Genomic DNA, 21,936 nt, shown 5'->3' on the forward strand with positions numbered 1-21,936 from the left:
AGTCGCGGCCCCCACTCGAGGGCTACTGGTGCTCGAGCAATCCCACTACATTCAGCAAACACGACAAATTGGAGCAAAAGTCAATGAGGCCTCAGCACCTTTCCCGTCAATGGCGCGATGTCGCCGCCGTAGTTCTTCTAGCGTCAGTGGTCGCGACGAGTGCGGGCTGTGCGTCCGCCGAATCCCCATCCGCTGACTCGGCAGACGCCACGACCCAAGAAGTCGCGGACGTTCAGATCACTCCGACGCCGAGTCCGACACCGACGCCGAGCCCGACACCGCGAGTCACGACAAAGGACGAGATAGCGACGACGGAGATCCCGTTTGCTGCACTGACGCAGAACGACGGCAACTTCTACGTGGGTACAAACGTGGTGACGGTCGCCGGCATCAATGGGGTTCAGACGACCACAGTCCGAGTCACCTACACTGACGGTGTGGAGACCGGGCGCACCCAGGTGTCACAGGTGGTCACTACGCCGCCGGTGGATCAGATGACCAACATCGGTGTCACCCCGGTCCCGATTCCCGTTGCCGCACCGGTCGCATCAGGGTGCGACTCCAACTACAGCGGTTGCGTACCCATTTCTAGCGACGTCGACTGTGCGGGCGGCAGCGGAAACGGACCGGCCTATCAGGAGGGCATCGTTCAGGTTCTGGGCAGCGACATCTACGACCTGGACCGCGACGGAGACGGGTGGGGCTGCGACTAGCCCGGATGACGCTGCCGTCCTGCACCCACTGCGACGGCGGCATCGGAAAGGGCGGCTCGGCGTCGCACTGCCCGTGTAGCCCTATCAAGCTGGCAATGGCACTGCAATAGCCGCGCCGCGGTGCGTGTGCCGCGGTACACCGGTTAGCGTGGGGCCATGACCGAATACGACGCGATCATCGTCGGATCTGGCCCCAACGGGCTCTCCGCCGCCGTCACCCTCGCCCGCGCGGGCCTCCGGGTTGCGGTGTACGAGCGCAATCCCACCATCGGTGGCGGCGCCCGCACGGCGGAACTCACCCTCCCCGGTTTCCTCCACGACGCCTGCTCGGCCGTGCACCCGATGGCGCTCGCCTCCGGGTTCTTCCGCCGCTTCGGCCTCGACCGCCGGATCGACCTCCGGGTACCCGAGATCTCGTACGGACACCCGCTCGACGGCGGCCGCGCCGGTATCGCCTGGCGCGACCTCGAGCGCACGGTCGACGGACTCGGCGTCGACGGTCCGGCGTTCCGCAGCCTGATGGCGCCGCTCGTCGCCAACGCGAATCGCGTGGCGCAGTTCACCGGCTCGCAATTGCTGCAGCTTCCGCGTCATCCACTCACCGCCCTCGCTTTCGGACTGCGGTCTCTCGAGCAGGGTTCGCCCGCCTGGAACCTGCGGTTCCGCCAGGACGTGGCGCCCGCGATGCTCAGCGGGGTCGCGGCCCATTCGATCCGGCCGATGCCCAGCCTCGCGACCGCGGGTGCCGCCCTCTCGCTCGGCACCTACGCGCACGCGCACGGCTGGCCGATCCCGGTCGGCGGCAGCCAGTCGATCGTGAACGCGCTCGCCGACGACCTGCGCGCCCACGGCGGCGTGATCCACACCGACACGGAGATCACCTCCCTCGACGAACTGCCGAGCTCGAGGGCCGTGCTGCTCGACGTCAGCGCCAAGGCCATGCTCAAGCTCGCCACCCTGCCCGCCGCGTACCGCGCCAAGGTCGAGCGCTTCCGCTTCGGCAACGCGGTCGCGAAGGTCGATTTCGCGCTCTCCGGCCCCGTGCCGTGGACCAACGACGACCTGCGCCGCGCGGGAACCCTGCACGTCGGCGGCACCCGTGCCGAGATCGCCGGTGCCGAGGCGGATGTCGCGGCCGGCCGTCACAGCGACAACCCCTACGTGCTCGTGGCGCAGCCGTCGTTCGCCGATCCGTCGCGCGCGCCCGAGGGGAAGCACGTTCTCTGGGCGTACACGCACGTGCCGCGCAACTCGACGCTGGACCAGACCGAGGCGATCACCCGGCAGATCGAGCGCTTCGCCCCGGGCTTCCGCGACCAGATCCTCGCCAGTTCGAGCATGACGGCCCGCGACATGGAGAACTACAACCCCAACTACGTGGGCGGCGACATCGCATCGGGCGGGGCGAACCTGCGCCAGCTGCTCGTGCGACCGACGCTCTCGACCGAGCCGTGGCGCACGCCGGCCCGCGGGGTGTACCTGTGCTCGTCGTCGACCCCGCCCGGGCCCGGCGTGCACGGACTGCCCGGCTACTACGCCGCCCGCAGTGCCCTCCGCCACGAGTTCGGCATTCTCACCGCTCCCCCGCTAGCGCCCTAAGGAAACGATGTCTATCAACGTCCGCGAGTTCACCTGTTCACCCGAGGCCGTCTTCGCCGTGCTGGCCGACGGCTGGGTCTTCCCCACCTGGGTGGTGGGTGCGTCGAGAATGCGAGACGTGGATGACGCGTGGCCGGCGGTCGGATCGAAGCTGCAGCACTCCTTCGGTGTCTGGCCGGTTCTGATCAACGACGAGACGCGGGTGCTCGAGTGGGACCCGCCGCGCCGCATGGTGATCCAGCCGCACGGCTGGCCGCTCGGCGAGGCGCGCGTCACGCTCGACGTCAAGCCGCGCGGCGACGGCTGCGTCGTGCGCATCACCGAGAAGGCGGTCAAGGGGCCGGGCGCGCTCGTGCCGCCGTTCCTTCTCGATCCCCCGCTCTACCTCCGCAATGTGGAGACTCTGCGGCGTCTCGCGTACATCGCGGAGGGCAAGCAGGACAACGGCGACGCCTGAGCGTTACTTCTTCTTCGCGACAACGCTGAGCACGGCGGCACCGAGAGCCGCGGCGGTCGCCCCGGCGAGCCCCCAGGCGAGACCGCGGTTGCGGATCGCCCAGACCTGCGGCGACACCGTGTGCGCCTGGTCGCTGAAGATGCCGGTCGACCCCTGGTCGCCGGGAACGGGCTCATAGAGGTTGGTGGGCAGCATCGGCTCGGTCTTCTCCGGAGCCTGCTGGCCGTCGTAGCCGGTCTTCGCCATAAACCAGTCGAGGAATCCGGCACCGAAGCGGTTGCCGAGCACGGTCGCGACGGTCGGCTCGCCGACCCAGGTGCGACGGCGGGGCTTCTCGGCGACGGCGGCGATCGCGCGGGCGCCGACCTCGGGCTCGAAGATCGGGGCCACGGGCATCGGGTGGTGCGGAAGCTGCGACTTCACCCAGTTGAACTGGATGGTGTTGAGGGCCGGCATGTCGACGGTCGAGATCGTCACCGCGCTGCCGTTGTGGATCAGCTCGGTCGTGACCGACTCGGTGAAGCCCTGCACGGCGTGCTTCGACGCGCAGTAGGCGGCCTGGAGCGGGATTCCGCGGTGTGCGAGCGCCGACCCGACCTGGATGACGTGTCCGCTGTTGCGCGGCACCATACGGCTGAGCGCGGCACGGGTGCCGTTGACGAAGCCGAAGTAGTTCACCTGGGTCGCGCGCTCGAAGTCGGCGGGGTCGGTGCTGAGGAACTCGCCGAACACCCCGACCATCGCGCCGTTGACCCAGAGGTCGATCGGTCCGAGTTCGGCCTCGGTGCGGTCGGCGGCGCGCTCGACCGCTTCCCTGTCTGCGACATCGGTCGAAATGCCGATGGCGCGCTGGCCGAGGGCCTCGATGTCGGCGACGGCGCCCGCGAGGCCGTCTTCGCCGCGGGCGAGGACCGCGATGTCCCAGCCCTTGCTGGCGAGCTCTCGGACGACGGCGCGGCCGAGACCCGCTGATCCTCCGGTGACGACTGCGACTCTGGGCATGGTGCTCCTTCGTTGGGTGGAGGCCCCACTCGCGAGAGTGGAGTCCCCACCCTGACTGGGTGGAGTCCCCACCCTACGAAGATGAACCTGAATCGCAGCTTCGCGTGCGGAGGCTTGACCGGCGGGGCGTTAGTGCCTAGGCGTGTGTCGCGGTCGTGCCGGCGTGCTGTCGGCGCCTCGCCCGTGCCGATCGCCGATTCTCGCTTCTACTCGCCGAACGCCTCGATCGACACCGGCTGCCACTCGTTCCACGTCTTCAGGCGCGACTCGTAATCGGCGGTCGCCACCGACAGTGGCGTCTTACCGAAGAAAATGCGCAGCGGCGGGTTCTCGGCGTCGACGATCTTCAGCATCGCGCTGCGAGTGCCGACGGGGTTGCCGCGGTTCTGAGCCGACGGGCGGTTGCGGGACGTCTCATGCTGCTCGGCGTAGGCGTCGAGTTCGGCGCTGTGCGAGGCCGACGGGCCGGCCCAGTCGGTGGAGAACCCGCCCGGCTCGACCAGTGTGACGGAGATGCCGAACGGCGCGACCTCCTGCGCGAGCGCCTGCGAGAAGCCCTCGAGGGCCCACTTCGACGCGTGGTACGCCCCGATGCCGGGGAACGCGCTGATCCCGCCGATACTCGAGATCTGGATGATGTGGCCCGAACCCTGCGCACGCAGGATCGGCAGCGCGGCCTGGGTGATCCAGAGGGCGCCGAACACGTTGGTCTCGAGCTGCGCGCGAACCTCGTCCTCGGTGAGTTCCTCGATCATGCCGAAGTGCCCGTAGCCGGCGTTGTTGATAACGACGTCGAGCGAACCGAAGTGGTCAGCGGCCTGCTGCACGGCGGCGAATCCCGCGTCGCGGTCGGTCACGTCAAGTGCGATGGGCAGGATGGCGCTGCCGAACCGCTCCACGAGGTCGTCGAGCGAGGCCACATTGCGGGCGGTCGCGGCCACACGGTCGCCGCGCTCGAGGGCCGCCTCCGTCCACTCGCGGCCGAAACCCTTGGACGTGCCGGTGATAAACCATGTCTTAGTCATGCCGGGTTCAACGCTCGTGCGGTCCCGGATATGCCCCGTCGTCCACACTCCATCGCCGCACCCGGCACCGTTCGTCCACACTGCCACGCCGCCGGCATTTCTCCACAGTTCCCGCCGTCTGTCCCATCGCGTCGCCGCCGGAGAATACCGTCGCCCGCATGATTATCGAATCCGGAGACGATGTCCTCCAAGTGCTGTGCGGCAACGGCGACGAACCCCCGCGCGGGTTATGGCTGGTGACGATGGACGCGAACCTGCGGCTGCTCGCGGTCGACCCGGTCGCGAAGAACGTCGACGGCGACGTCGAGACCTACATAGACGACATCGTCGCGGAGCTCTCCTCGGCGTTGCGACCGGTCGAGTACTTCGCGATCGCTTGGTCGGTCGACGGCGAGCTCGACCCTGACGGAGCGTGGCTGCCCGAACTCGACGCTCGGCTGAGCTTCCATCCCGATTTCGGCGGCTTCCGGTTCCTCGGCTTCGTCGTGTTCGACCGCACGACGATGTTCGGCAGTATTCCGCGCTGCGAGTTCAGCCTGTACCCGGAGCTCGCGGGCCTCCCCCGCGCGGTGTCGATCCCGGGGCCACACGGCCCGACCTGCCCGTGCCCCGCGTGCGCCGCCGACCGTCGGGAGTTCGGCAGCGAATTCGGACTGTCGGAGGACGAAACGTACGGTACGTCCGCCGATTCGTATGGACGTGACGCGCTCTACGCCGGAATCCCCGGCTACACCGATGTGAGCGACCCCTCGCTGTTCGAGGACCCGGATGCGTCGCGATCACGGCGGTGGGGACCACGCACCCGCCACCTGCGTATCGAGGACTCGCAGTTGCCGTACCTCGAACCCGAGACTCCGGGGGCGGCCCGGTACGACCCGTTCGCGAAGCGCTGGTGGCCCCAGCCGGCGCGTGCCTTCAAGCGCTGGACCGAGGACGAAGAGGAGGCCGTGCTCAAGGCGCACGGCGACGGACTGAGCTGTTTCGACATCTCGCTGATCGTGCAGCGTCAACCCACCGCGATCGCCAAGCGCCTGTACAAGATGGGCTACTCCGCGCGTACCGCGGTGCCGGGGAGGCCGTTCTGACACGTAGTCGCGCTCTACCTGCCCTCGCCTACTCGTCGCCCTCGACCCGGTCGCGGAGCGCGTCGTTCATCGCGTGGAAGGACGGTGCAACCTCGTCGTGCAGCGTGTCGGTGACGAAGAGCACGGTCACGCCGCGGAAGAGCTCGCTCTGCGTGAACCGGGTGCGCCCGTCGGCCAGCTCTTCCAACGTGAAGGTACGTTCCCCGTCGAAGACGCCGATCACGCCGGCGTGGGTCTCCCACCGGAGTTCCTCGTTCTCGACGACCTCGACAACCCTCCCGGTGACGTCCGAGCCATCCTCCTGGTAGACCACGGTGCCGCCCTCCGCCAGGTCGCCGCGGATGCCGCCCACGCTCGGATTCCACTCCGGATAGGCCTCGAGATCGGTCAGGGCCGCCCACACCTCCCGCGGGCTCGCGTCGATGTCGACGCTCGTCTCGATCGAATACGGATGGGTGCGTTGCCAGAGCGCGGCGATGACGAGCACCGCCACGATCGTCGCTCCGCCGACGACCGCTCTCGTCCAGTCGAAGCGCCGCTTCTGTCCCGTCGCGGTCGTCATGCCGTGCCTTCCGCATCGCGCGGGCCGACTACGGCGCGCACGAGTCCACGGGAGTACTCCGCGTCGAGGGTCTCCCCCGTGATCAGCGCCCGGTAGTACACCGCCCCGACCAGCTGGTCGACGATCAGCGCCGAATCGCCGCTCAACGTCCCCGCGCTGACCCCACGCTCGACGACCACTGCGACCGCGTCGCGTCTCCGCGCCCAGAGCCGGTCGACTTCGCTTCGCAGTGCCGGGTCCCGCGAGCTCGCCGCCGCGAGTTCGGCGACCAGCCGGCGCATGGGTGCCGGGTCGAGCGTCGAACACAGCGCGGCTACGGCCGAGGTCAGGTCGCGCACGTCGTCGCCGCTATCGGCAGCCGCCGCGTCCGGTTCCCCATCCTCGAGCACACTCACCACGAGGTGGTTCTTGGTGGGCCAGCGTCGGTACACCGTTGTCTTCGCGACGCCGACGCTCCTCGCGATCTCGTCGACGATGAGTCCGTCGTACCCGCGCTCCCCGAGCACGGCGGATGCCGCCGCCAGGATTGCGGCGTCGGACTCTGCATTGCGTGGACGCGCCATGGGGATCCCTCCGGTAAAGCAACAGAGGTATCGTAAACCGCGTCAGTCTGGGAATGCCCGAGCGCGATTTCGCTCAGGCGTCGACGAGCTCGATGAACGCGCTCAGCTGGGCGAGCGCCGTCGGGTTCGTCGGCAGGTAGTCGACGAGCGCCGGCGAGTAGAGCAGGTACGCCGCCCACTGAGCGCGCGAGATCGCCACGTTCAGCCGGTTCGCGAGGAGCAAAAACTCCAGCCCGCGCGGAACTTCCTCGGCCGAGGACGCTGCGAGTGAGACGATCGCGATCGCGGCCTCCCGTCCCTGGAACTTGTCGACCGTGCCGACCGGTACCGCGCCGAGGCCCGCCGCCGCCAGCTTCTCGCCGATCAACTCCACCTGCGCGTTGTACGGCGCGACCACGATCACGTCGTCCTGCGTGAGCGTCCGTGTCGTTCCGCCCTCGGTCCAGTCGCGGCCGGAGCCGTGCAGATTGAGCGTGTCACGCACGAGGGCGACGACGCGGTCGGCCTCTTCCGGCGAGGATGTCGCGTTGAGCTGGTGGTCGACCGGGATCGGGTGCAGCCCCGGTTCGATGCCGACGAGCAACCGTTGCTCGGCGCGCGACTCGAGTTTTCCCTCGTACGACAGCTTCGACACAGGGGCGCAGACGTCTGGGTGCATGCGCCAGCTCTTAGCGAGGAAGAAGCCGAACTCCGGGGGAAGAACGTCGTGCCCGTCGCTCAACCAGCCGAGCGCCGAGACGTCGACGGGTTCCGGGTGCGACCCCTGGCTCACCTGCGGAAGCTGTTGAGGGTCGCCGAGCAGCAGCAGGCGCTCCGCCGAGACCGCCGCGGCGATCGTCGACGCGAGCGAGAATTGCCCCGCCTCGTCGACGACGAGCAGGTCGAGCGACTCGCGCGGGATCGTCGTCGCGTTCGCGAACGTCCAGGCTGTTCCGCCGATGACCCAGCCGTCCTCCTGCGCGGTGAACTCGGCGGTGTTGCCGGGGGTCAGCGTGACCCAGGGGTGATCCTCGATGTCGCCCTTCTTCGGCCTCTTGCCGATGAGCTTCGGATCGAGGCCGGCCGCGGCGATCGCCCGCATCATGTTCTTGACTGTCTCGTGCGACTGCGCGACGATCCCGACTCTCCATCCGTGGTTCTTCACGAGATCGGCGATCACGCGGGAGCCGGTGTATGTCTTGCCCGTTCCGGGAGGCCCCTGCACGGCGAGGTACGAGTGGTCGAGCGTCAGCAGGGTGTCGCGGATAGCCTCGATCGTCGAACCCGACGCGTCCTCCGCGGCGATGGTGCCGCGCGGTGCCACGCGCCGCAGCACGTCGAGCGCCGCGTTCGGCAGCAGCTCGGGCAGCGCGTTCAGCACGCGCGAGCCCCACTCCTCGATCGCCTCGGGCTGGGGTGTCGCGCGCGGGGGTGCCGGCGGCGTCAGAGCCGCGGGAAGCTGGTAGAACTGGTCGGCTCCCGTCTCCAGCAGCTCTTGGATCACATACGTCACGTGACCGCCCTCGTCGATGACGTCGATGATCTCGCCCTCGCTCGAGGCCCGGGCGCCGGGTGACCGCCGCGCGGAGATCGGCGGCTGCGGGTCGTCGTACACGAGGTACGGGTTCTGCTCGATCTTGAACGAGCTGCCGGGCGACAGCGTGCCCGACACCTCGATGATGCGACGGTCCTTCTTCTGCCGGCCCTCGCGATGCCAGTCTTTGACGACCTCGGCGTGTTCGACGACGAGCACGTTGCGGGTGTCGGCCCACTCGTCGAGCGGCGACACCAGCCGGTCGAAGTGGTCCTGCCAGAATTTCTTGCCCTCGCGACGGTGGTAGTCGATCGCTGCGGACGCGAGTGCGATCGCCGTGTCGTCGGGGGTGCGGTCCCCCGGCGCGACATCGGCGACGTGGGCCGCCAGCGCCAGGTACACCGGGCTCGGCTCGCGCACGACCGGCAGATCGAGCTCGAGGTCGCGGGCGGGAGTCGGCGCGACGCCGTTCTCGGCCGCCCGGGCGAGCAGCCAGTCGCGCAGCCGCAGCGTCGACACGCAGTCGTACTCGTTGTAACTCGCGATGGCGTCGAGCTTGGCCTGCCCGTCGGCGATTAGTCCGTCGCGGATCAGCTGCCGCGCCTCGGCGTACTCGGAAACGGAGTCTGCGGCGTTTGCGACCCCGTCGCGGTGGGTGTCCATGTACAGCGGCTCGAGCTTCTTGATCGAGTAACTGTGCGATCCGACGCGCGTGCTCTTCTTCACGAGCGGGTACAGATCGACGAGCACGTCGTCGCGGAGCAGCTCGTCCACGGCATCCTCGCCCACACCATGCCTCGCCGCGAGCGACAGCAGGTGGGTGCGTTCGTATGCCGCGTAGTGGTAGATGTGCATTGCCGGATGCCGCGTCCGGCGCTCCGCGACGTATGCGAGGAACTGCTCGAGGGCGACGCGCTCTTCGGCATAGTCGTGCGCCCAGAACGTGACGAACGTGGTGTCGGGTTCGACGAGGCCGAAAAGGTAGTCGAGTCCCCACTCTGCGCCGTCCCCGCCGGTGGTCTCGGAATAGAGCGGGTCGCCCTCGAAGTCGAAGAAGATGTCGCCGGCGTCGGGCAGCGGGAGCGCGGCCAGCGCCTGCGGGTTGTACACGTCGAAGGCAGGTGCCTCGCCGTCGTGCGGCGACACCTGAATGCGTGCCTGGGAGCGGAGCCCGGCGAGCGTGGCGGAACTGAGTCCGTCGATCGATTCGGGAGCGACGGCGAGCTGGTCGATCGTCGTGATGCCGGCGGCGTTGAGTTTGCGGCGCTGGGTGAGTTTCATCCCGGCGACGAGCAACACGTCGCGGTGTTCCTCCACCTGGGCAGTGCATGCCGCGCAGCGGCCGCAGACGCTGTATCTCGGGTCTCCCCAGGGTGTGGCCGCGGCATCCGTCAGCCGTTCGTCGAGGATCGACTGCAGTCGTGCCCGGCGCCGTCGATAGACGGGCAGGATGTCGCGAAGTGCGTGTGTGCTCGTGCGGCCGTCGCCGAGGATCAGGTGCACGTTGTCGCCGACCTCGACGCCGAGCGCCATGACCTGGTCGCTGTAGGCGGCGAGCTGGAGCAGCGCGGTGATTTTGGCGCTGCGCGCGAGCTTGGTGTCGTAGACCTCGTAGATGCCGTCGTCGTTCAGCATGATGAAATCGGCGAATCCGAGAAGTCGTCCGTCGAAGAAGGTGGCCTGGAACAGGACGTCTGCTTTGTCGCGCAGCGCTTGGGCGGTCAGGGCCGCCGCCTCGGCGTACTCGCCGAAGGGCGGGTGGTCGAATTCGACGACGTGGCGGGTCTCCTTCAGTGACTCGAGGACGCGCAGTTCATGCGCGGTCCCGAGCAGGCCTGCGCGCACGAGCATGTCGTCTTCGACATCGTCCACGCGTTCGACCCGGCCAAGCTTGGCGTCGAGTTTGCGCATGAGCGCCCACTCGCACTTGGCCGCGGCGGTGAGATCGCTCGCCGAATAGATGACTGTCGTCGGGTCGATCAGAATCACTGTGCTCCCTGCGCTTATGGCACTCGTCAGGCTAGCGCGAGGGTGCGACGTTCGGATCCCGCTGGCGCGCAACGGTGACTTTTCCACAGGTGCGCGTCGAACTGGCGGACTGGTTGTGCGGCGGGTGGCGCTGATGGAGCTCGCGGTCGCCGTGTCATGGGTATCGGGCGCGTGGGCCAGCGGTGTGCTTGCGTGACGTGGCGCGTTGCTTCGCTCTAGAAGGGCATGTCGTCTCCGTCGGTGAGCGGGGTGTCCCAGTTCTGCGGGGCGTCGGCCGCGGTTGCTTCGCCGGTTGGTTCCTTGGCTGCGTCCTTCGCCGCTTCGAGGAAGCCGGGTGCGAGGCGGCGTTGGGGTGGGATGACGTATCGGCGTCCGCAGGGGCTGATCCATTCTTTGTCGCCGTCGGGGAGCCGGTTCATCAGCCACCGGGTGTTGTGGATGAGCCGGTGGTCGGGTGCGCAGGCGAGGGCGGAGTTGGCGAGGGAGGTGTCGTGGCTGTCGGACCATTCGACCGGGTGGTGGCCGTGGGATTCGTTCGCGGTGGCGTCGCACCAGGGTCCGGTGCATTTCCCGTCGATGAGTCTCACCGCCCGTCGGAGGGAGGGTGGGAGGTGTCGGAACCGGTCGTCGAAGGAGACGATGCTGCCGGTGACCGGGTCGGTCAGCAGCCGGTAGAACCCGGGTGCGTCCGCGACCAGGGTGCGGGCGGTGGCCGGGTCGACCGGGATGCTGCCCTCCAGGGTCGCCGGCGCGGTGTCTTTGCCGAGGAGGGTGAGGATGGGGATCTCGATGTGGATCTGGGCGACGACGCCGTGGCCGAGGCGCTTCCCGTCCTTGCCGGTGCCGTCGCCCGGGTCGCCGTCGGCCTCTGCAGAACTACCGCCGGCGCCGGGAGCACCGTCACCGGCGCCCTCGCCGGCCCCGTCGCCGCACAGGTCGCCTTTCAGCAGGATCTCCGTGGCGACATCGGCGCGTCGTTGGGCGAGGGTGCGGTTGTCGTCGGCGGTTTTGGGGAGGGCGATGTCGGTGATCCGGTTGTAGATCCCGGCCAGGTCCTCGTTCGCGGCGTGCAGGGTGAGGTAGCCCATCCCGTTCTCGCCCGGGTCGAAGATCAGAGCCCTGGAGACGACGGCTTTCTGGTGCCGTTCGTCCAACGTCTGCTGGTGCAGGCGTTCCTTCACCTGGACCGCCCGTTTGCGGAATGTCGGGACGATCATCCGTCCGGCGAGCGGCACCAGTTCCCGCTCGAACACGGCCCGGGTCGGGGCGTCCAGATCCGCGGCGGTCGACGCCATGACTTTCGCGTGCTCGTACCGCATCGCCCCGGCCGCCAGCGCGTCCAAGGTGAGGGGCAGGCCGGTGACGAGGGTCTTCGACTCGACGACCAGGTGCTCGGCCATGGTCCGGGTGAGGGTGAACGCGGCCGCGATCTCGGTCGCCAGCTCCGCCTGGGCGCGGTGCTTCACCGTCCAGCCGGAATCGGTCCGGCGGGGACGCCCGAACGCGGCCCTGCGCACGCTTTCTTCTTCGGCTTCTTCGGCGGCGATCTGCTCCGACAGCACCCGCAGCTCGTCGATCCTGCGGGCCCGCCGGGCCGCCGCCACGGCGAGCTGCCGGTCTTCGGTCTCGGCGTCGTCGAGGTAGAGGCCGAACAGGGCCTGCCGGCGCTCCACCGGCGACAGGGACGCATCCAGCAGGGAGGTGTCGACCAAATCCGACGGGAGGACCGTCAGGGGGTCGGGCGGCGGCTCGAACAGCAGCCCGCCGGGCGGGGAAAACTCATCGAAGTTACTCATGGCAGAACCCCAATCCCACCCACCGACATTGGGGTGCACCACAGCGGCCGGCTGTGGAGAACGGCCGAAAGAGCCGATTGTGGAGGAAATGGCACGACGAAAGCGAGTGCACGTGCAGGTGAAGCGGCCCCAAGACGTTCGGTAGTCATAACAAAACCCCAATACCCACCACCGACATTGCGACTCCCACTACTGGCTACCTGTGGAGAACCGGCCCTCACCCGGATTCCAACCGCCCTGTGGAGGAGAAGACCCGAACGGGAATCGCCCACAAACCCCACCCCCACGACTACCCTCTACATCGTGCAGATCACCGTGCGCTCCGCCTCCGAGGTGCCATGGGCCGACGTCGTCACCGTGATGTCGACGCCAGGCGATCCGCGCACGTGCTGGTGCCAGTACTTCAAGGTCACGAACGCGGTATTCGAGTCGACGTCCACCGCGGACAAGACCGAGGCCCTACGCGCCCAGAAAGAGCGCGGCCCGACTCCCGGCCTCATCGCCTACGCCGACGGTGAACCGGCGGGCTGGGTGTCGGTGGAACCGCGGGTCAACTTCCCGCGACTCTTCCGCAGCCGCGTCGCCGCGTCGATGGCGCAGCCGCCGGACGCGGCATCCATCTGGTCGATCGTCTGTTTTGTCGTGGCGAAGGCCCACCGCCGACAGGGTGTGGGCAACGCCCTGCTCGACGCGGCGGTCGAGCACGCGCGGGCATCGGGGGCGACATCCATCGAGGCATACCCGGTGGATGTCGCGGAGATCACGGGCTCGCCCGGTGGCTACCTCTATCACGGCACGGTGTCGATGTTCCGGACGGCCGGGTTCGAGGATGCCGCGGACGAACCGGCGATCCGTCACGTGATGACGCTGTCGCTCTGACCGGGCGCGACGTGCGCCGAAATGCGGGCCACGACAGCGTCGACCTGTTCGTGCGACCAGAAGCGAAGCACGGTCCAGCCGAGCGCCTCGAGCGCCAGCGTCGACTCGGCGTCGCGTTCGACGTTGCGGGCGAGCTTGGGCGTCCAGTACTCGACGTTCGACTTCGGCGTGGTGCCGTGATCCGGGCAGCCGTGCCAGAAGCAGCCGTCGATGTAGACGGCGATGCGGCGCCGGGTGAAGACGATGTCCGCGCGCGTGCGCAGCGCGGACTCGGGCCGCAGATCGACGCGGAACCGCATCCCCCGCGCGTGCAGCGCCCGCCGCACCAGCAGCTCGGGGTGCGTGTCGCGACTGCGGTTGCCGAGCATCGACTTGCGCGTGGCTTCGTTGGTCGCCCAGGACATGCCTCCACGCTAACCGCGCAGAGGTCAGCCGTCGAGCAGCTCCCGGGCCGCGTCGAGATCGCCGCGTAGCTGCAGGGCGTCCTCGTCCGAGAATCGCATATCGAGAATCTCCAGCAGCATTCCGCGGGCCTTCGCGGCATTGCCGGTGCGTGCCTCGAGTTCGGCCCGGTAGACCAGCGCCGGCACCCGCTCGACCGCCGGCGCGTCCGCGTATCGAACCAGTCCTGCCTCGAGGATCTCGATCGCCCGCGCATCGTCGCCGCGGGCATCTCCCTGCCGCGCCGCGCTCTCGAGCACGCGCGGCAGTCCCCGGTCGGTCTCGTGTTGCTCGCTCTCACCGCGGCGGAACACCCGCAGCCAGTTGCCGCCCGGGTCGACCAGGCTGAATCCCCCGGCCGTGCCCTGCTTGCGCCGCGGCCGGGTGATGCGCGGTATGCCCGCGATCGGCAACTTTCCGAGCCCGCTCCGAAGACCGGCGGCGAACTCCTCGAACAGCGACTCGGTGTCGGACGTCATGATGAGGATGCTGCCGTAGGAGTCCTCCGGTACGAATCCGGGAATCTCGAACAGCTGCAGCTCGAGGCCGCCCCGCGTGAGCGCGGCGAGCGGATTCGGGCGATCCTGACGATAGGTCTGCTCGAAGCCGAGAAGCGTGTAGAACGCGAGCGATTCGTCGAGCGAGCGGCACGGCAGGAGCGGAACGGCGGTCTCCGTTGACATGCCTCCACCGTAGTCGCCGGGTTACGACTTATCGACGGTTGTACAGAAGGCCGAGTGGATGCCGCGAGCCGCTGCCGCGCCCGAACACGGCCCGGCGTCAGCGCCGCCGCCGCGCCTCGAGCCAGTAGTTCGTGAACCCCGCGTCCTCGGGGTTGAGGTTGGTGCCGGGCGGCACGATCGCGTCGATGCGGTCGAGTGTCTCGTCGCTGAGCTCGAGCGACGCGGCATCCAACTGGGATTCGAGCTGTTCCATCGTTCGGGGGCCGATGATGGCACTCGTGACACCCGGATGACGCAGCACGAACGCCAGCGCCAGATGCACGAGCGGCACACCGAGGTCGTCGGCCAGCTCGCCGAGGGCCGACGCCGCCTCGAATTTCGCGGCGATGCCCGGCTTGGAGAGGTCGTAGCGGCCCGGATCGCGATCGCTGCGGTGCGTGGCCGGCAGGTCCTGGCCGACGCGGAAGCGCCCGCTCAGCCAGCCGCCGGCGAGCGGGCTCCAGACGAGCGTGCCCATACCGTGGCGGTGCGTGGTCGGCAGCAGGTCGGCCTCGATGCCGCGGGCCAGCATGGAGTATGGCGGCTGCTCGGTGACGAAGTGCGCCGTGTGGTTGCTGCGGGCGCTCCACTGCGCCTCGACCACCTGCGACGGCTGGAACGTCGACGACCCGATGTAGCGCACCTTGCCCTGCGTGACGAGGTCGCTCAGCGCGCCGAGGCTCTCGTCGATGTCGGTGTGCTCGTCGGGACGGTGCATCTGGTAGAGGTCGATGTAGTCCGTGCCCAAACGGCGCAGCGAGTCCTCGACCGCGCGCATGATCCAGCGCCGGGATCCGCCGCGGTAGTTCGGCTGCTGCTTCATCCCGTTGAAAAATTTGGTCGCGAGAACGATGTCGTCGCGGCGCCCCTTGATGGCCTTGCCGACGATCTCCTCCGACTCGCCGAACGAGTAGATGTCGGCGGTGTCGACGAAGTTGATGCCGGCGTCGAGTGCCCGGTGGATGATGCGCACGCTGTCGTCGTGGTCTTTGTTGCCCCAGTCGCCGAACATCATGGTGCCGAGCGCCAGGCGGCTGACCTCGACTCCCGTGCGACCGAGGTGGGTGGTGGGCTGCTGGTTCTGCGCTGAATCCGTCATGCTCTCCACGCTACGCCCGCCGCGCCGCGCGTGCGAAAGCCGCGCACAGATCGATCGGCAATAATCGGGTGTCTCACGCCCGTGGTCGTATGGGTGCTCTAACCGTGGAGGTCCACCCGTGGAACTGACCGTCGTGATCGACGCCGTGCCCGTACTCAGCTACGCCGCAGCACACAACCGCCTTCCCGTCATCAACGGGATCACCATCGCCAACCCCGGCGACGCCCGGCCCGGCGCCGTGCTCCGCGTCGGAGCGCGCAGCGCCCTGGGAGTGCTCAGCGTTCCGTTCGAGCGGCTCATCGACCTCGGAGCAGCCGACACCGTGCGGCTGACCGACGTGCCTCTGGTTCTGGATGCCGCGGCGATGCTGTCGGTCGAAGAACGCCGTCCCGCTTCCATCACCGCGGTCATCGAGCACGACGGTGTCGAGATCGCGAGTTCGCGCGTAGAGGTCGACCTCCTCGCCGCCCACCAGTGGGTGCGCAACCCGCCGAACCTGTCGCTCGAGCTGTTGGCCGCCTACGTGCAGCCGAACCACCCGGCCATCGCGCGGCTGCTCGCCGCGGCATCCGACCGCTTGGAAGCCACGACCGGCAGCGGTTCGCTGCAGGGCTATCAGGCGGGCGAGGAGCGCGTCGACGAGATCGTGCGCGCGGTGTTCGAGAGCATGCAGGCGGTGGGTGTCCGCTACTCGGAGCCGCCCGCGAGTTGGGGCGACGACGGCCAGAAGGTACGGACGCCCGGCGAGGTGCTCGACGGTCGAGTGGGAACCTGCCTCGACACCACCCTCGTGATGGCCGCGGCACTCGAGCAGGCCGGCATCAACCCGCTGCTCTGGCTCGTCGACGGCCACGCGTTCCTCGGCTACTGGCGCACCGAGTCGCACTCCGGCGTCGCCGCGACCACCGAGTACATGGACGCGGTCAACCTCGTCGACCTCGGGTCGATCGGTCTGGTCGAGACGACGATGGTGACCGATGCGGGCGCGACCTTCGAGGCCGCCCGTCGCCGTCCCGTCGTCGAGCACACGCAGGGGCGACCCGAGCACATCCTCGGGATCACGGACGTGGCAGCCGCGCGCCGGTCGACGGTGTTCCCGCTGCCGGCGCGTACGAACAACCCCGACGGCACGGTCACGGTGACCATGTACCAGCCCGCCGCGGCGGCCCAGCGCGAGTACGAGGAGTACGAGCGGCTCGCGGCCGAGTCGCCCGAGCGTGCCACGGTGCCGTACCGGGTGGCGCAGTGGAAAAACGCCCTGCTCGACCTGAGCCTGCGCAACCGGCTGATCAACTTCAGCGACGCGGCCCGGTTGACACTCGCGGTGCCCGACTCCGACGTCGCGTTCCTCGAAGATCTGGTGACCGACGGCAAGCCGATCAGCCTCAAGCCGTCCGACGACCTCGCGGCCATCCAGCAGCAGCGCGGCATCCGCTTCGGGCGCGACCTGCCCGAGGAGGAGCGCACCGAGCTGCTGCGCGACAAGCGCGAGGTCTTCTCCGACATCACCACCGCGGCCTACACCGCCAAGCTGCGTGCCCTCGCCTACAAGGCGAAGACCATCGAGGAGGAGACGGGCGCGAACAACCTGTACCTGGCCTTCGGCACCCTGGTCTGGAACCTCAACGGCAAAGATCTCCGGTCGCCGCTCGTGCTCGTGCCGGTGAAGATCGATCCCGGCCGTGGCGGCCGGTACCGCATCTCGCAGGACGAGTCCGGCACCTCGACACCCAACTACTGCCTGCTCGAGAAGCTCAAGCAGTCGTTCGGGCTCGAGATTCCCGGGCTTGCCGAGCCGGAGGAAGACGCCGCCGGCATCGACCTCGCCGCCGCGTTCCAGGCCACCCGGCTCGCGATCGCGGAGGCCGGGTTGCCGTTCCGCGTCGAGTCGACCATCGACCTGTCGATCCTGCAGTTCGCGAAGTTCCGCCTCTGGAAGGACCTCGACGAGAACTGGGAGGAGTTCGCCAAGAACCCGCTGGTCCGGCACCTGATCGAGTCGCCCACCGAGGAGTTCGTCGACCCCGTCGCGGGGCAGCCCGACCTGGATCTCGACGGGCTCGGCGCCCTCTCGCCGATTCCCGCCGACGCCTCCCAGCTCGGGGCGATCGCCGCCGCCGTCTCCGACCAGACGTTCGTACTCGAGGGCCCTCCCGGCACCGGCAAGTCGCAGACCATCACCAACCTGCTCGTGCGCGCCATCGCCGAGGGCAAAAAGGTCTTGTTCGTCGCCGAGAAGCGCGCCGCCCTGCAGGTGGTGCAGCGCCGCCTCGACGAGGTGGGCCTCGGCGCCTTCACCCTCGACCTGCACGACAAGGGCAGCCGGCCGCTCGCCGTGCGCGCCCAGATCAAGGACGCGCTGCAGCACCGAGTGACAGCCGACCGCGACGGCATCCAGGCCGCCCGCGACACCCTCGACGGCAGCCGCCGCAGCCTCGCCCGCTACGCCACACGCCTGCACGAGAAGAACGCCGCCGGCCTCTCGCTCTACAGCGCGCGCACGCGCCTGCTCGCCGCCGACCCGCTCACCCCGACCATGGACGTTCCCGACGCGATCGTCACGGCGGCGCCGAGCGACTCCCTGCGGGCGCTTTTCCGACTGCTTCCGGATGTCGCCGACAACGCCCGCCCCGCTCCGAACCACCCGTGGTCGCTCGTCGACAGCGCGGTCGGCGTCGACGGCGCGCCGGTCGACCAGGCGCGGCTGCTCGCCGCGCTGGCGGCGGTCGACGAGAGCGTCGCCGCTCTGCCCACGACGGGATTGCTCGCCGCTCCCCTCGACCGTGCGACCTCGCTCGAGGGACTGCGCGCCATCGCCGGGGTGGTGGCGGCGCCGACCGTGCCGCTCGCGGCACTCGACGGATCGCTCGACCCGGCGTGGTCGTCGTCGGCCGCACGCGCGCACGAGCAGCTCGACGCCGTGCTGCAGAGCTACCGCACCACGCTGGGCGGCGTCGCCCCCGGCATCCTCTCGCTCGACCTGACGGCGCTGCACACGGCCGCGGTCGCCGCAGACGAGTCGGGTTTCTTCGGCCGCAAGAAGCGCCGTCTCGCGGTGCGCGCGCCGATCGAGCCGTTCGTCTCCGCGGACGAGTTGCCCAAGCCGCGCGACCTCACCGCGTTCGCGCTGCGGCTGGCCCAGCTGCAGCAGCAGGCCGTCGCGGTGCGCGCGGCATACGGTGCCGTGTCGGGGCTCGAACAGCCGTCCGACTGGAACCCGCTGGTCGAGGCCGACTCGACGCGCCTGCGCGGCCTGTCGGGGTGGATCACCTGGCTCGGTCAGGTGCTTCCGGCATCCGACGAGTCGGGCGCGCGGGCGTACTACGCGCAGCGCGCCGTGCCCGAGCCAGCCGGCCCGGTCACGGCGGTCGTCGACGCCCTCGTGGCCGTGGATGCCGCGCTGACCCCGGATGCCGTCGAGACCTGGTCCGACGGGCGACCGCTGCTGCCGCTCTGGCGGGCGACCGCTCCCGGCCGCGCGGTGAGCACTACCGGACACACGACGCTCGCGAACTGGATCGCGCTGATCGACTACGTCGAGCCGCTGCACCCCGCCGGTCTCGGTGACGCGCGCCGCGACATCCTTACCGGGGTCCTGCCGCCGGAGAACGCGATCGCCTCCTTCGAGAAGGGGGTCGCGACCGCGTCGCTGCGCGAGCGCGCCGCGAGCACCACGCTCGACGCCTTCGATGCGGCGGCCCACGGGTCGGCCGTCGACCGGTTCACCGATTCCTCCGAGCGCACGCGGCAGCTGCTCGTCACCGACATCCCCGCCGACCTGCTCGAGCGGCGCACGTTCGACATCGCCGGCACGACCGGCCAGATCGGCGAGCTCAAGCGCCAGCTCGACCGCCAGCGCGGTGGCCTCGGAGTGCGCTCGCTGCTCGAGAAGTTCGGACCGCTCATCTCCGAGCTCACGCCGTGCACGCTGATGAGCCCCGAATCGGTCGCGCGCTTCTTCGGTGCGACGGCCGACCTGTTCGACATCGTCGTCTTCGACGAGGCGTCGCAGATCCGTGTCGCGGACGCCATCGGCGCGATGGGCCGCGGGCGCTCCGTGGTCATCGTGGGCGACAGCAAGCAGATGCCGCCGACGAGCTTCGCCGAGATCACGGTCGACGTCGACGACACGGACCGCGGCGACGGCCAGTTCGTGCAGGACGAGGAGTCGATCCTGTCGGAGTGCGTGAGCGCGCAGGTGCCGAGCCGCGCCCTCACCTGGCACTACCGCAGCCAGGACGAGTCGCTCATCAGCTTCAGCAACGAGCACTACTACGGCAACCTGTCGTCGTTCCCGTCGCCTCTTCACGGGTCGAGCGACAACGGCATCGCCGGACACGGCATCAGCCTCGTCCGCGTCGACGGTAAGTTCCTCCGCTCGGGCGCCGGCAAGGCGCTGCGCACCAACCCGGTCGAGGCCGAGGCCATCGTCGCCGAGATCGAGCGCCGGTTCGCCGGGTCGCCCGTTCTGCTCCCGTCGCTCGGCGTCGTGACCTTCAACGCCCAGCAGCGGGCGCTCATCGAGTCGCTGCTGCGCGACGCGGGCGACCCGCGCATCGTCGAGGCGCTCGACGACACGGCGGAGGGCATCTTCGTCAAGAACCTCGAGAACGTGCAGGGTGACGAGCGCGACACGATCCTGTTCTCGACCGCGTTCAGCGCCAACGAGAAGGGTACGCTGCCGCTCAACTTCGGACCGGTCGGCCAGGCCGGCGGCGAACGGCGGCTGAATGTGGCGATCACACGCGCGCGGCGCCAGGTCGTGTTGTTCTCCAGCTTCGACCCGGGCGACCTCCGGGCGGAAGAAACGACCTCGATCGGGCTCAAGCACCTCAAGCTGTACCTCGAGCTCGCCGCCGCGGGCTCCCCCACGGCCTCGGCGAAGTTCGGCGAGAACTCGGTCGACCGTCACCGCGAGGAAATCGCCGGAGCGCTGCGCGACCGCGGGCTCGTTGTGACGACCGACGTCGGACTCTCCGACTTCCGCATCGACCTGAGCATCGCCGCCCCCGACGACCCGACCCAGCCGCTCGTCGCCGTGCTGCTCGACAACGAAGCGTGGGCCCGGCGCGCCACGGTCGCCGACCGCGACGGACTGCCCGACTCCGTGCTCCGCCACCTGATGAAGTGGCCGGGCGTCTCCCGGGTCTGGATGCCGGATTGGCTCGAGAACCGTGCCGACGTCGTCGACCGCCTCGTCGCGCAGACCGACGAGGCCCGCGAGAACCTGCTCCTGAGCGAGGTAGCGGTGGAGGTCGAGGCGGCACCGGTCGTCATCGAAGCCGCGCCGACGATTCCGCAGACGGTGCCCGACGACGACGTGTTCGTGCCGTGGGTACCGCGCGTGGCCGGCACGGTCGAGGTGCTCGACCGACTGCCCGATCCGGATGCCGCGGCGCAGGTCACCGGAGTGATCCGCGAGATCGTCGAGACCGAGGGTCCCGTCAACATCGTGCGGTTGGCCAAACTCACAGCGTCGGCGTTCGAGCTCGACAGGGTCGTGCAGGCCCGGGTGCTCCCGATCGTCGAGTGTGTGCCGAACGAGCTGAGGGTGGCCGGCGACACGGGGTATGCCTGGCCGCCGCGGGTGGTTCCGTCGGAGTGGGACCGCGCGCGGCGCACTCCCGCCGACGTCGACCGCGACATCGAGCACGTGCATCCGCGGGAGCTCGTCAACGCGATGGTCGCGATCGCCATCACGAGCGCCGGCCTCTACGAGGACGAGCTGCGACGCGAGACGAGCCGGTTCTTCGGCTACGCGCGCGTCACGCCGAAGGTTGCCGCGGTGCTCGACGCGGCGATCGCGCGCGCCGAGGCCGAGGGCCGGCTCGAGCACACCCCCGCCGGGCTGATCGCGGCGACGGAGGCGGACGCCGAGGGCTAGTGTCCGAAATCGTCCGGGTTGTAGTGGCCGTCGCTGCTGTCGTCGTCGTCGGCGATGTCGGGCCGTTCGATGGTCTCGAACAGCACGGCGACACCGGGGCTGAGGAGGATGCTGATGACCCTGCCCTCGATGCCGGTGAAGTCGATGATGTCGCCACCGCCGCGGACGGCCGCGATCGCGTCAGCCTTCAGCTCGTCGACCTTGGTCTCGGGGGCGAGGTAGAAGTCCTGGCCCTCGATCCTCAGACGGGTGGTCTTCATGCGGTCGTCGTCTTCTGTGAGCCCACTTCGGGAGCCGCGTCAGCGGGTTCGGGAAGGAGTTCCAGTCCGCCGACGGTCGCGCCAGAGGACATCATGACCTCGAGCCACGCGCGGTTGAGAGCCGGGCGTCGACCGCCCAGGTACTCGAAAGCGAGCGGGATGCTCGAGTCGATCCACAGGCTGACCCGGCCGCCGCCGCGCTCGTTGGTGCGCGACCAGGAGAAGAAGAAGTTGTCGCGGTGGCGGAGCTTCGACTGGAACACGATCTGCAGGTGCGCGAGAACGCGGTCGTCGAATTCGTACTCGCGGTTGTTGTGTCCGTAGACGAGTTTCCCCATGGAAATGTC

General features: G+C 69.1%; 17 protein-coding genes. 6 read left to right on the top strand and 11 right to left on the bottom strand.

The annotated features are described in order from the left end of the window. The first annotated feature begins 146 nt into the window (after positions 1-146). The 3 genes from HD599_RS17950 to HD599_RS06900 all read left to right on the top strand — a co-directional run bounded on the left by HD599_RS17950 (position 147) and on the right by HD599_RS06900 (position 2,769). Positions 147-713 (top strand): G5 domain-containing protein, encoded by a 567-nt coding sequence (locus HD599_RS17950; RefSeq protein ID WP_343061938.1) that lies wholly within the window; start codon positions 147-149, stop codon positions 711-713. Positions 714-869: 156 nt separating this feature from the next. Beyond that, the gene (locus HD599_RS06895; RefSeq protein ID WP_184235113.1) at positions 870-2,312 is read left to right on the top strand and encodes a phytoene desaturase family protein; all 1,443 of its coding nucleotides are present in this window, start codon (positions 870-872) and stop codon (positions 2,310-2,312) included. A gap of 7 nt (positions 2,313-2,319) precedes the next feature. Then, complete coding sequence (locus HD599_RS06900) at positions 2,320-2,769, top strand: SRPBCC family protein (protein WP_184235116.1); 450 nt, start codon at positions 2,320-2,322, stop codon at positions 2,767-2,769. A 3-nt stretch (positions 2,770-2,772) separates the two neighbouring features. On the opposite strand, the gene HD599_RS06905 is transcribed toward HD599_RS06900, so the two are convergent. Together HD599_RS06905 and HD599_RS06910 are read right to left on the bottom strand one after the other, a co-directional pair. Then, on the bottom strand, positions 2,773-3,771 hold the full coding sequence (locus HD599_RS06905; RefSeq protein WP_184235119.1) for an SDR family oxidoreductase: 999 nt from the start codon (positions 3,769-3,771) through the stop codon (positions 2,773-2,775). Between the two features lie 206 nt (positions 3,772-3,977). Then, positions 3,978-4,796, bottom strand: coding sequence for an SDR family oxidoreductase (locus HD599_RS06910; protein ID WP_184235123.1), 819 nt, complete (start codon positions 4,794-4,796; stop codon positions 3,978-3,980). 158 nt (positions 4,797-4,954) lie between these two features. Here HD599_RS06910 and HD599_RS06915 point away from each other — a divergent pair, with 158 nt between their 5' ends. Continuing rightward, complete coding sequence (locus tag HD599_RS06915) at positions 4,955-5,881, top strand: hypothetical protein (protein ID WP_184235126.1); 927 nt, start codon at positions 4,955-4,957, stop codon at positions 5,879-5,881. A gap of 28 nt (positions 5,882-5,909) precedes the next feature. Here HD599_RS06915 and HD599_RS06920 read toward each other — a convergent pair whose 3' ends face one another. The 4 genes from HD599_RS06920 to HD599_RS06935 all read right to left on the bottom strand — a co-directional run bounded on the left by HD599_RS06920 (position 5,910) and on the right by HD599_RS06935 (position 12,304). Next, complete coding sequence (locus HD599_RS06920) at positions 5,910-6,443, bottom strand: SRPBCC domain-containing protein (protein ID WP_184235129.1); 534 nt, start codon at positions 6,441-6,443, stop codon at positions 5,910-5,912. After that, a complete protein-coding gene (locus HD599_RS06925) occupies positions 6,440-7,006 on the bottom strand; it encodes a TetR/AcrR family transcriptional regulator (protein WP_184235132.1) in 567 nt (188 codons plus the stop codon). Before HD599_RS06925 ends, HD599_RS06920 begins: the two co-directional genes overlap by 4 nt. Before the next feature lie 73 nt (positions 7,007-7,079). Next, positions 7,080-10,508, bottom strand: a complete 3,429-nt coding sequence (locus HD599_RS06930; RefSeq protein WP_184235135.1) for a TM0106 family RecB-like putative nuclease — start codon at positions 10,506-10,508, stop codon at positions 7,080-7,082. Between the two features lie 215 nt (positions 10,509-10,723). Continuing rightward, positions 10,724-12,304, bottom strand: coding sequence for an HNH endonuclease signature motif containing protein (locus HD599_RS06935; RefSeq protein WP_184235138.1), 1,581 nt, complete (start codon positions 12,302-12,304; stop codon positions 10,724-10,726). A gap of 303 nt (positions 12,305-12,607) precedes the next feature. On the opposite strand from HD599_RS06935, the gene HD599_RS06940 reads away from it, so the two are divergent. Beyond that, positions 12,608-13,183 (top strand): GNAT family N-acetyltransferase, encoded by a 576-nt coding sequence (locus HD599_RS06940; protein ID WP_184235141.1) that lies wholly within the window; start codon positions 12,608-12,610, stop codon positions 13,181-13,183. Here HD599_RS06940 and HD599_RS06945 read toward each other — a convergent pair. The 3 genes from HD599_RS06945 to HD599_RS06955 all read right to left on the bottom strand — a co-directional run bounded on the left by HD599_RS06945 (position 13,159) and on the right by HD599_RS06955 (position 15,445). Next, positions 13,159-13,587, bottom strand: a complete 429-nt coding sequence (locus tag HD599_RS06945; protein WP_184235144.1) for a very short patch repair endonuclease — start codon at positions 13,585-13,587, stop codon at positions 13,159-13,161. The two genes, HD599_RS06940 and HD599_RS06945, sit on opposite strands and share 25 nt — an antisense overlap. A 24-nt stretch (positions 13,588-13,611) precedes the next feature. Then, positions 13,612-14,307 carry a VOC family protein gene (locus HD599_RS06950; protein ID WP_184235147.1) on the bottom strand — a complete coding sequence of 232 codons (696 nt, stop codon included), beginning with the start codon at positions 14,305-14,307 and terminating at the stop codon, positions 13,612-13,614. Between the two features lie 97 nt (positions 14,308-14,404). After that, positions 14,405-15,445: an aldo/keto reductase gene (locus HD599_RS06955; RefSeq protein ID WP_184235150.1), complete on the bottom strand. Its 1,041-nt coding sequence runs from the start codon at positions 15,443-15,445 to the stop codon at positions 14,405-14,407. Between the two features lie 118 nt (positions 15,446-15,563). On the opposite strand from HD599_RS06955, the gene HD599_RS06960 reads away from it, so the two are divergent. After that, positions 15,564-21,329 (top strand): DUF4011 domain-containing protein, encoded by a 5,766-nt coding sequence (locus HD599_RS06960; RefSeq protein ID WP_184235153.1) that lies wholly within the window; start codon positions 15,564-15,566, stop codon positions 21,327-21,329. Here HD599_RS06960 and HD599_RS06965 read toward each other — a convergent pair. Both HD599_RS06965 and HD599_RS06970 read right to left on the bottom strand, forming a co-directional pair. Continuing rightward, positions 21,326-21,589 carry a hypothetical protein gene (locus HD599_RS06965; RefSeq protein ID WP_184235155.1) on the bottom strand — a complete coding sequence of 88 codons (264 nt, stop codon included), beginning with the start codon at positions 21,587-21,589 and terminating at the stop codon, positions 21,326-21,328. The two genes, HD599_RS06960 and HD599_RS06965, sit on opposite strands and share 4 nt — an antisense overlap. Continuing rightward, on the bottom strand, positions 21,586-21,927 hold the full coding sequence (locus HD599_RS06970; RefSeq protein ID WP_184235158.1) for a DUF7882 family protein: 342 nt from the start codon (positions 21,925-21,927) through the stop codon (positions 21,586-21,588). The genes HD599_RS06965 and HD599_RS06970 overlap by 4 nt, the downstream gene beginning before the upstream one ends. Between the last annotated feature and the right edge of the window lie 9 nt (positions 21,928-21,936).

This window comes from Conyzicola lurida (assembly GCF_014204935.1).
Lineage (GTDB): Bacteria > Actinomycetota > Actinomycetes > Actinomycetales > Microbacteriaceae > Conyzicola > Conyzicola lurida.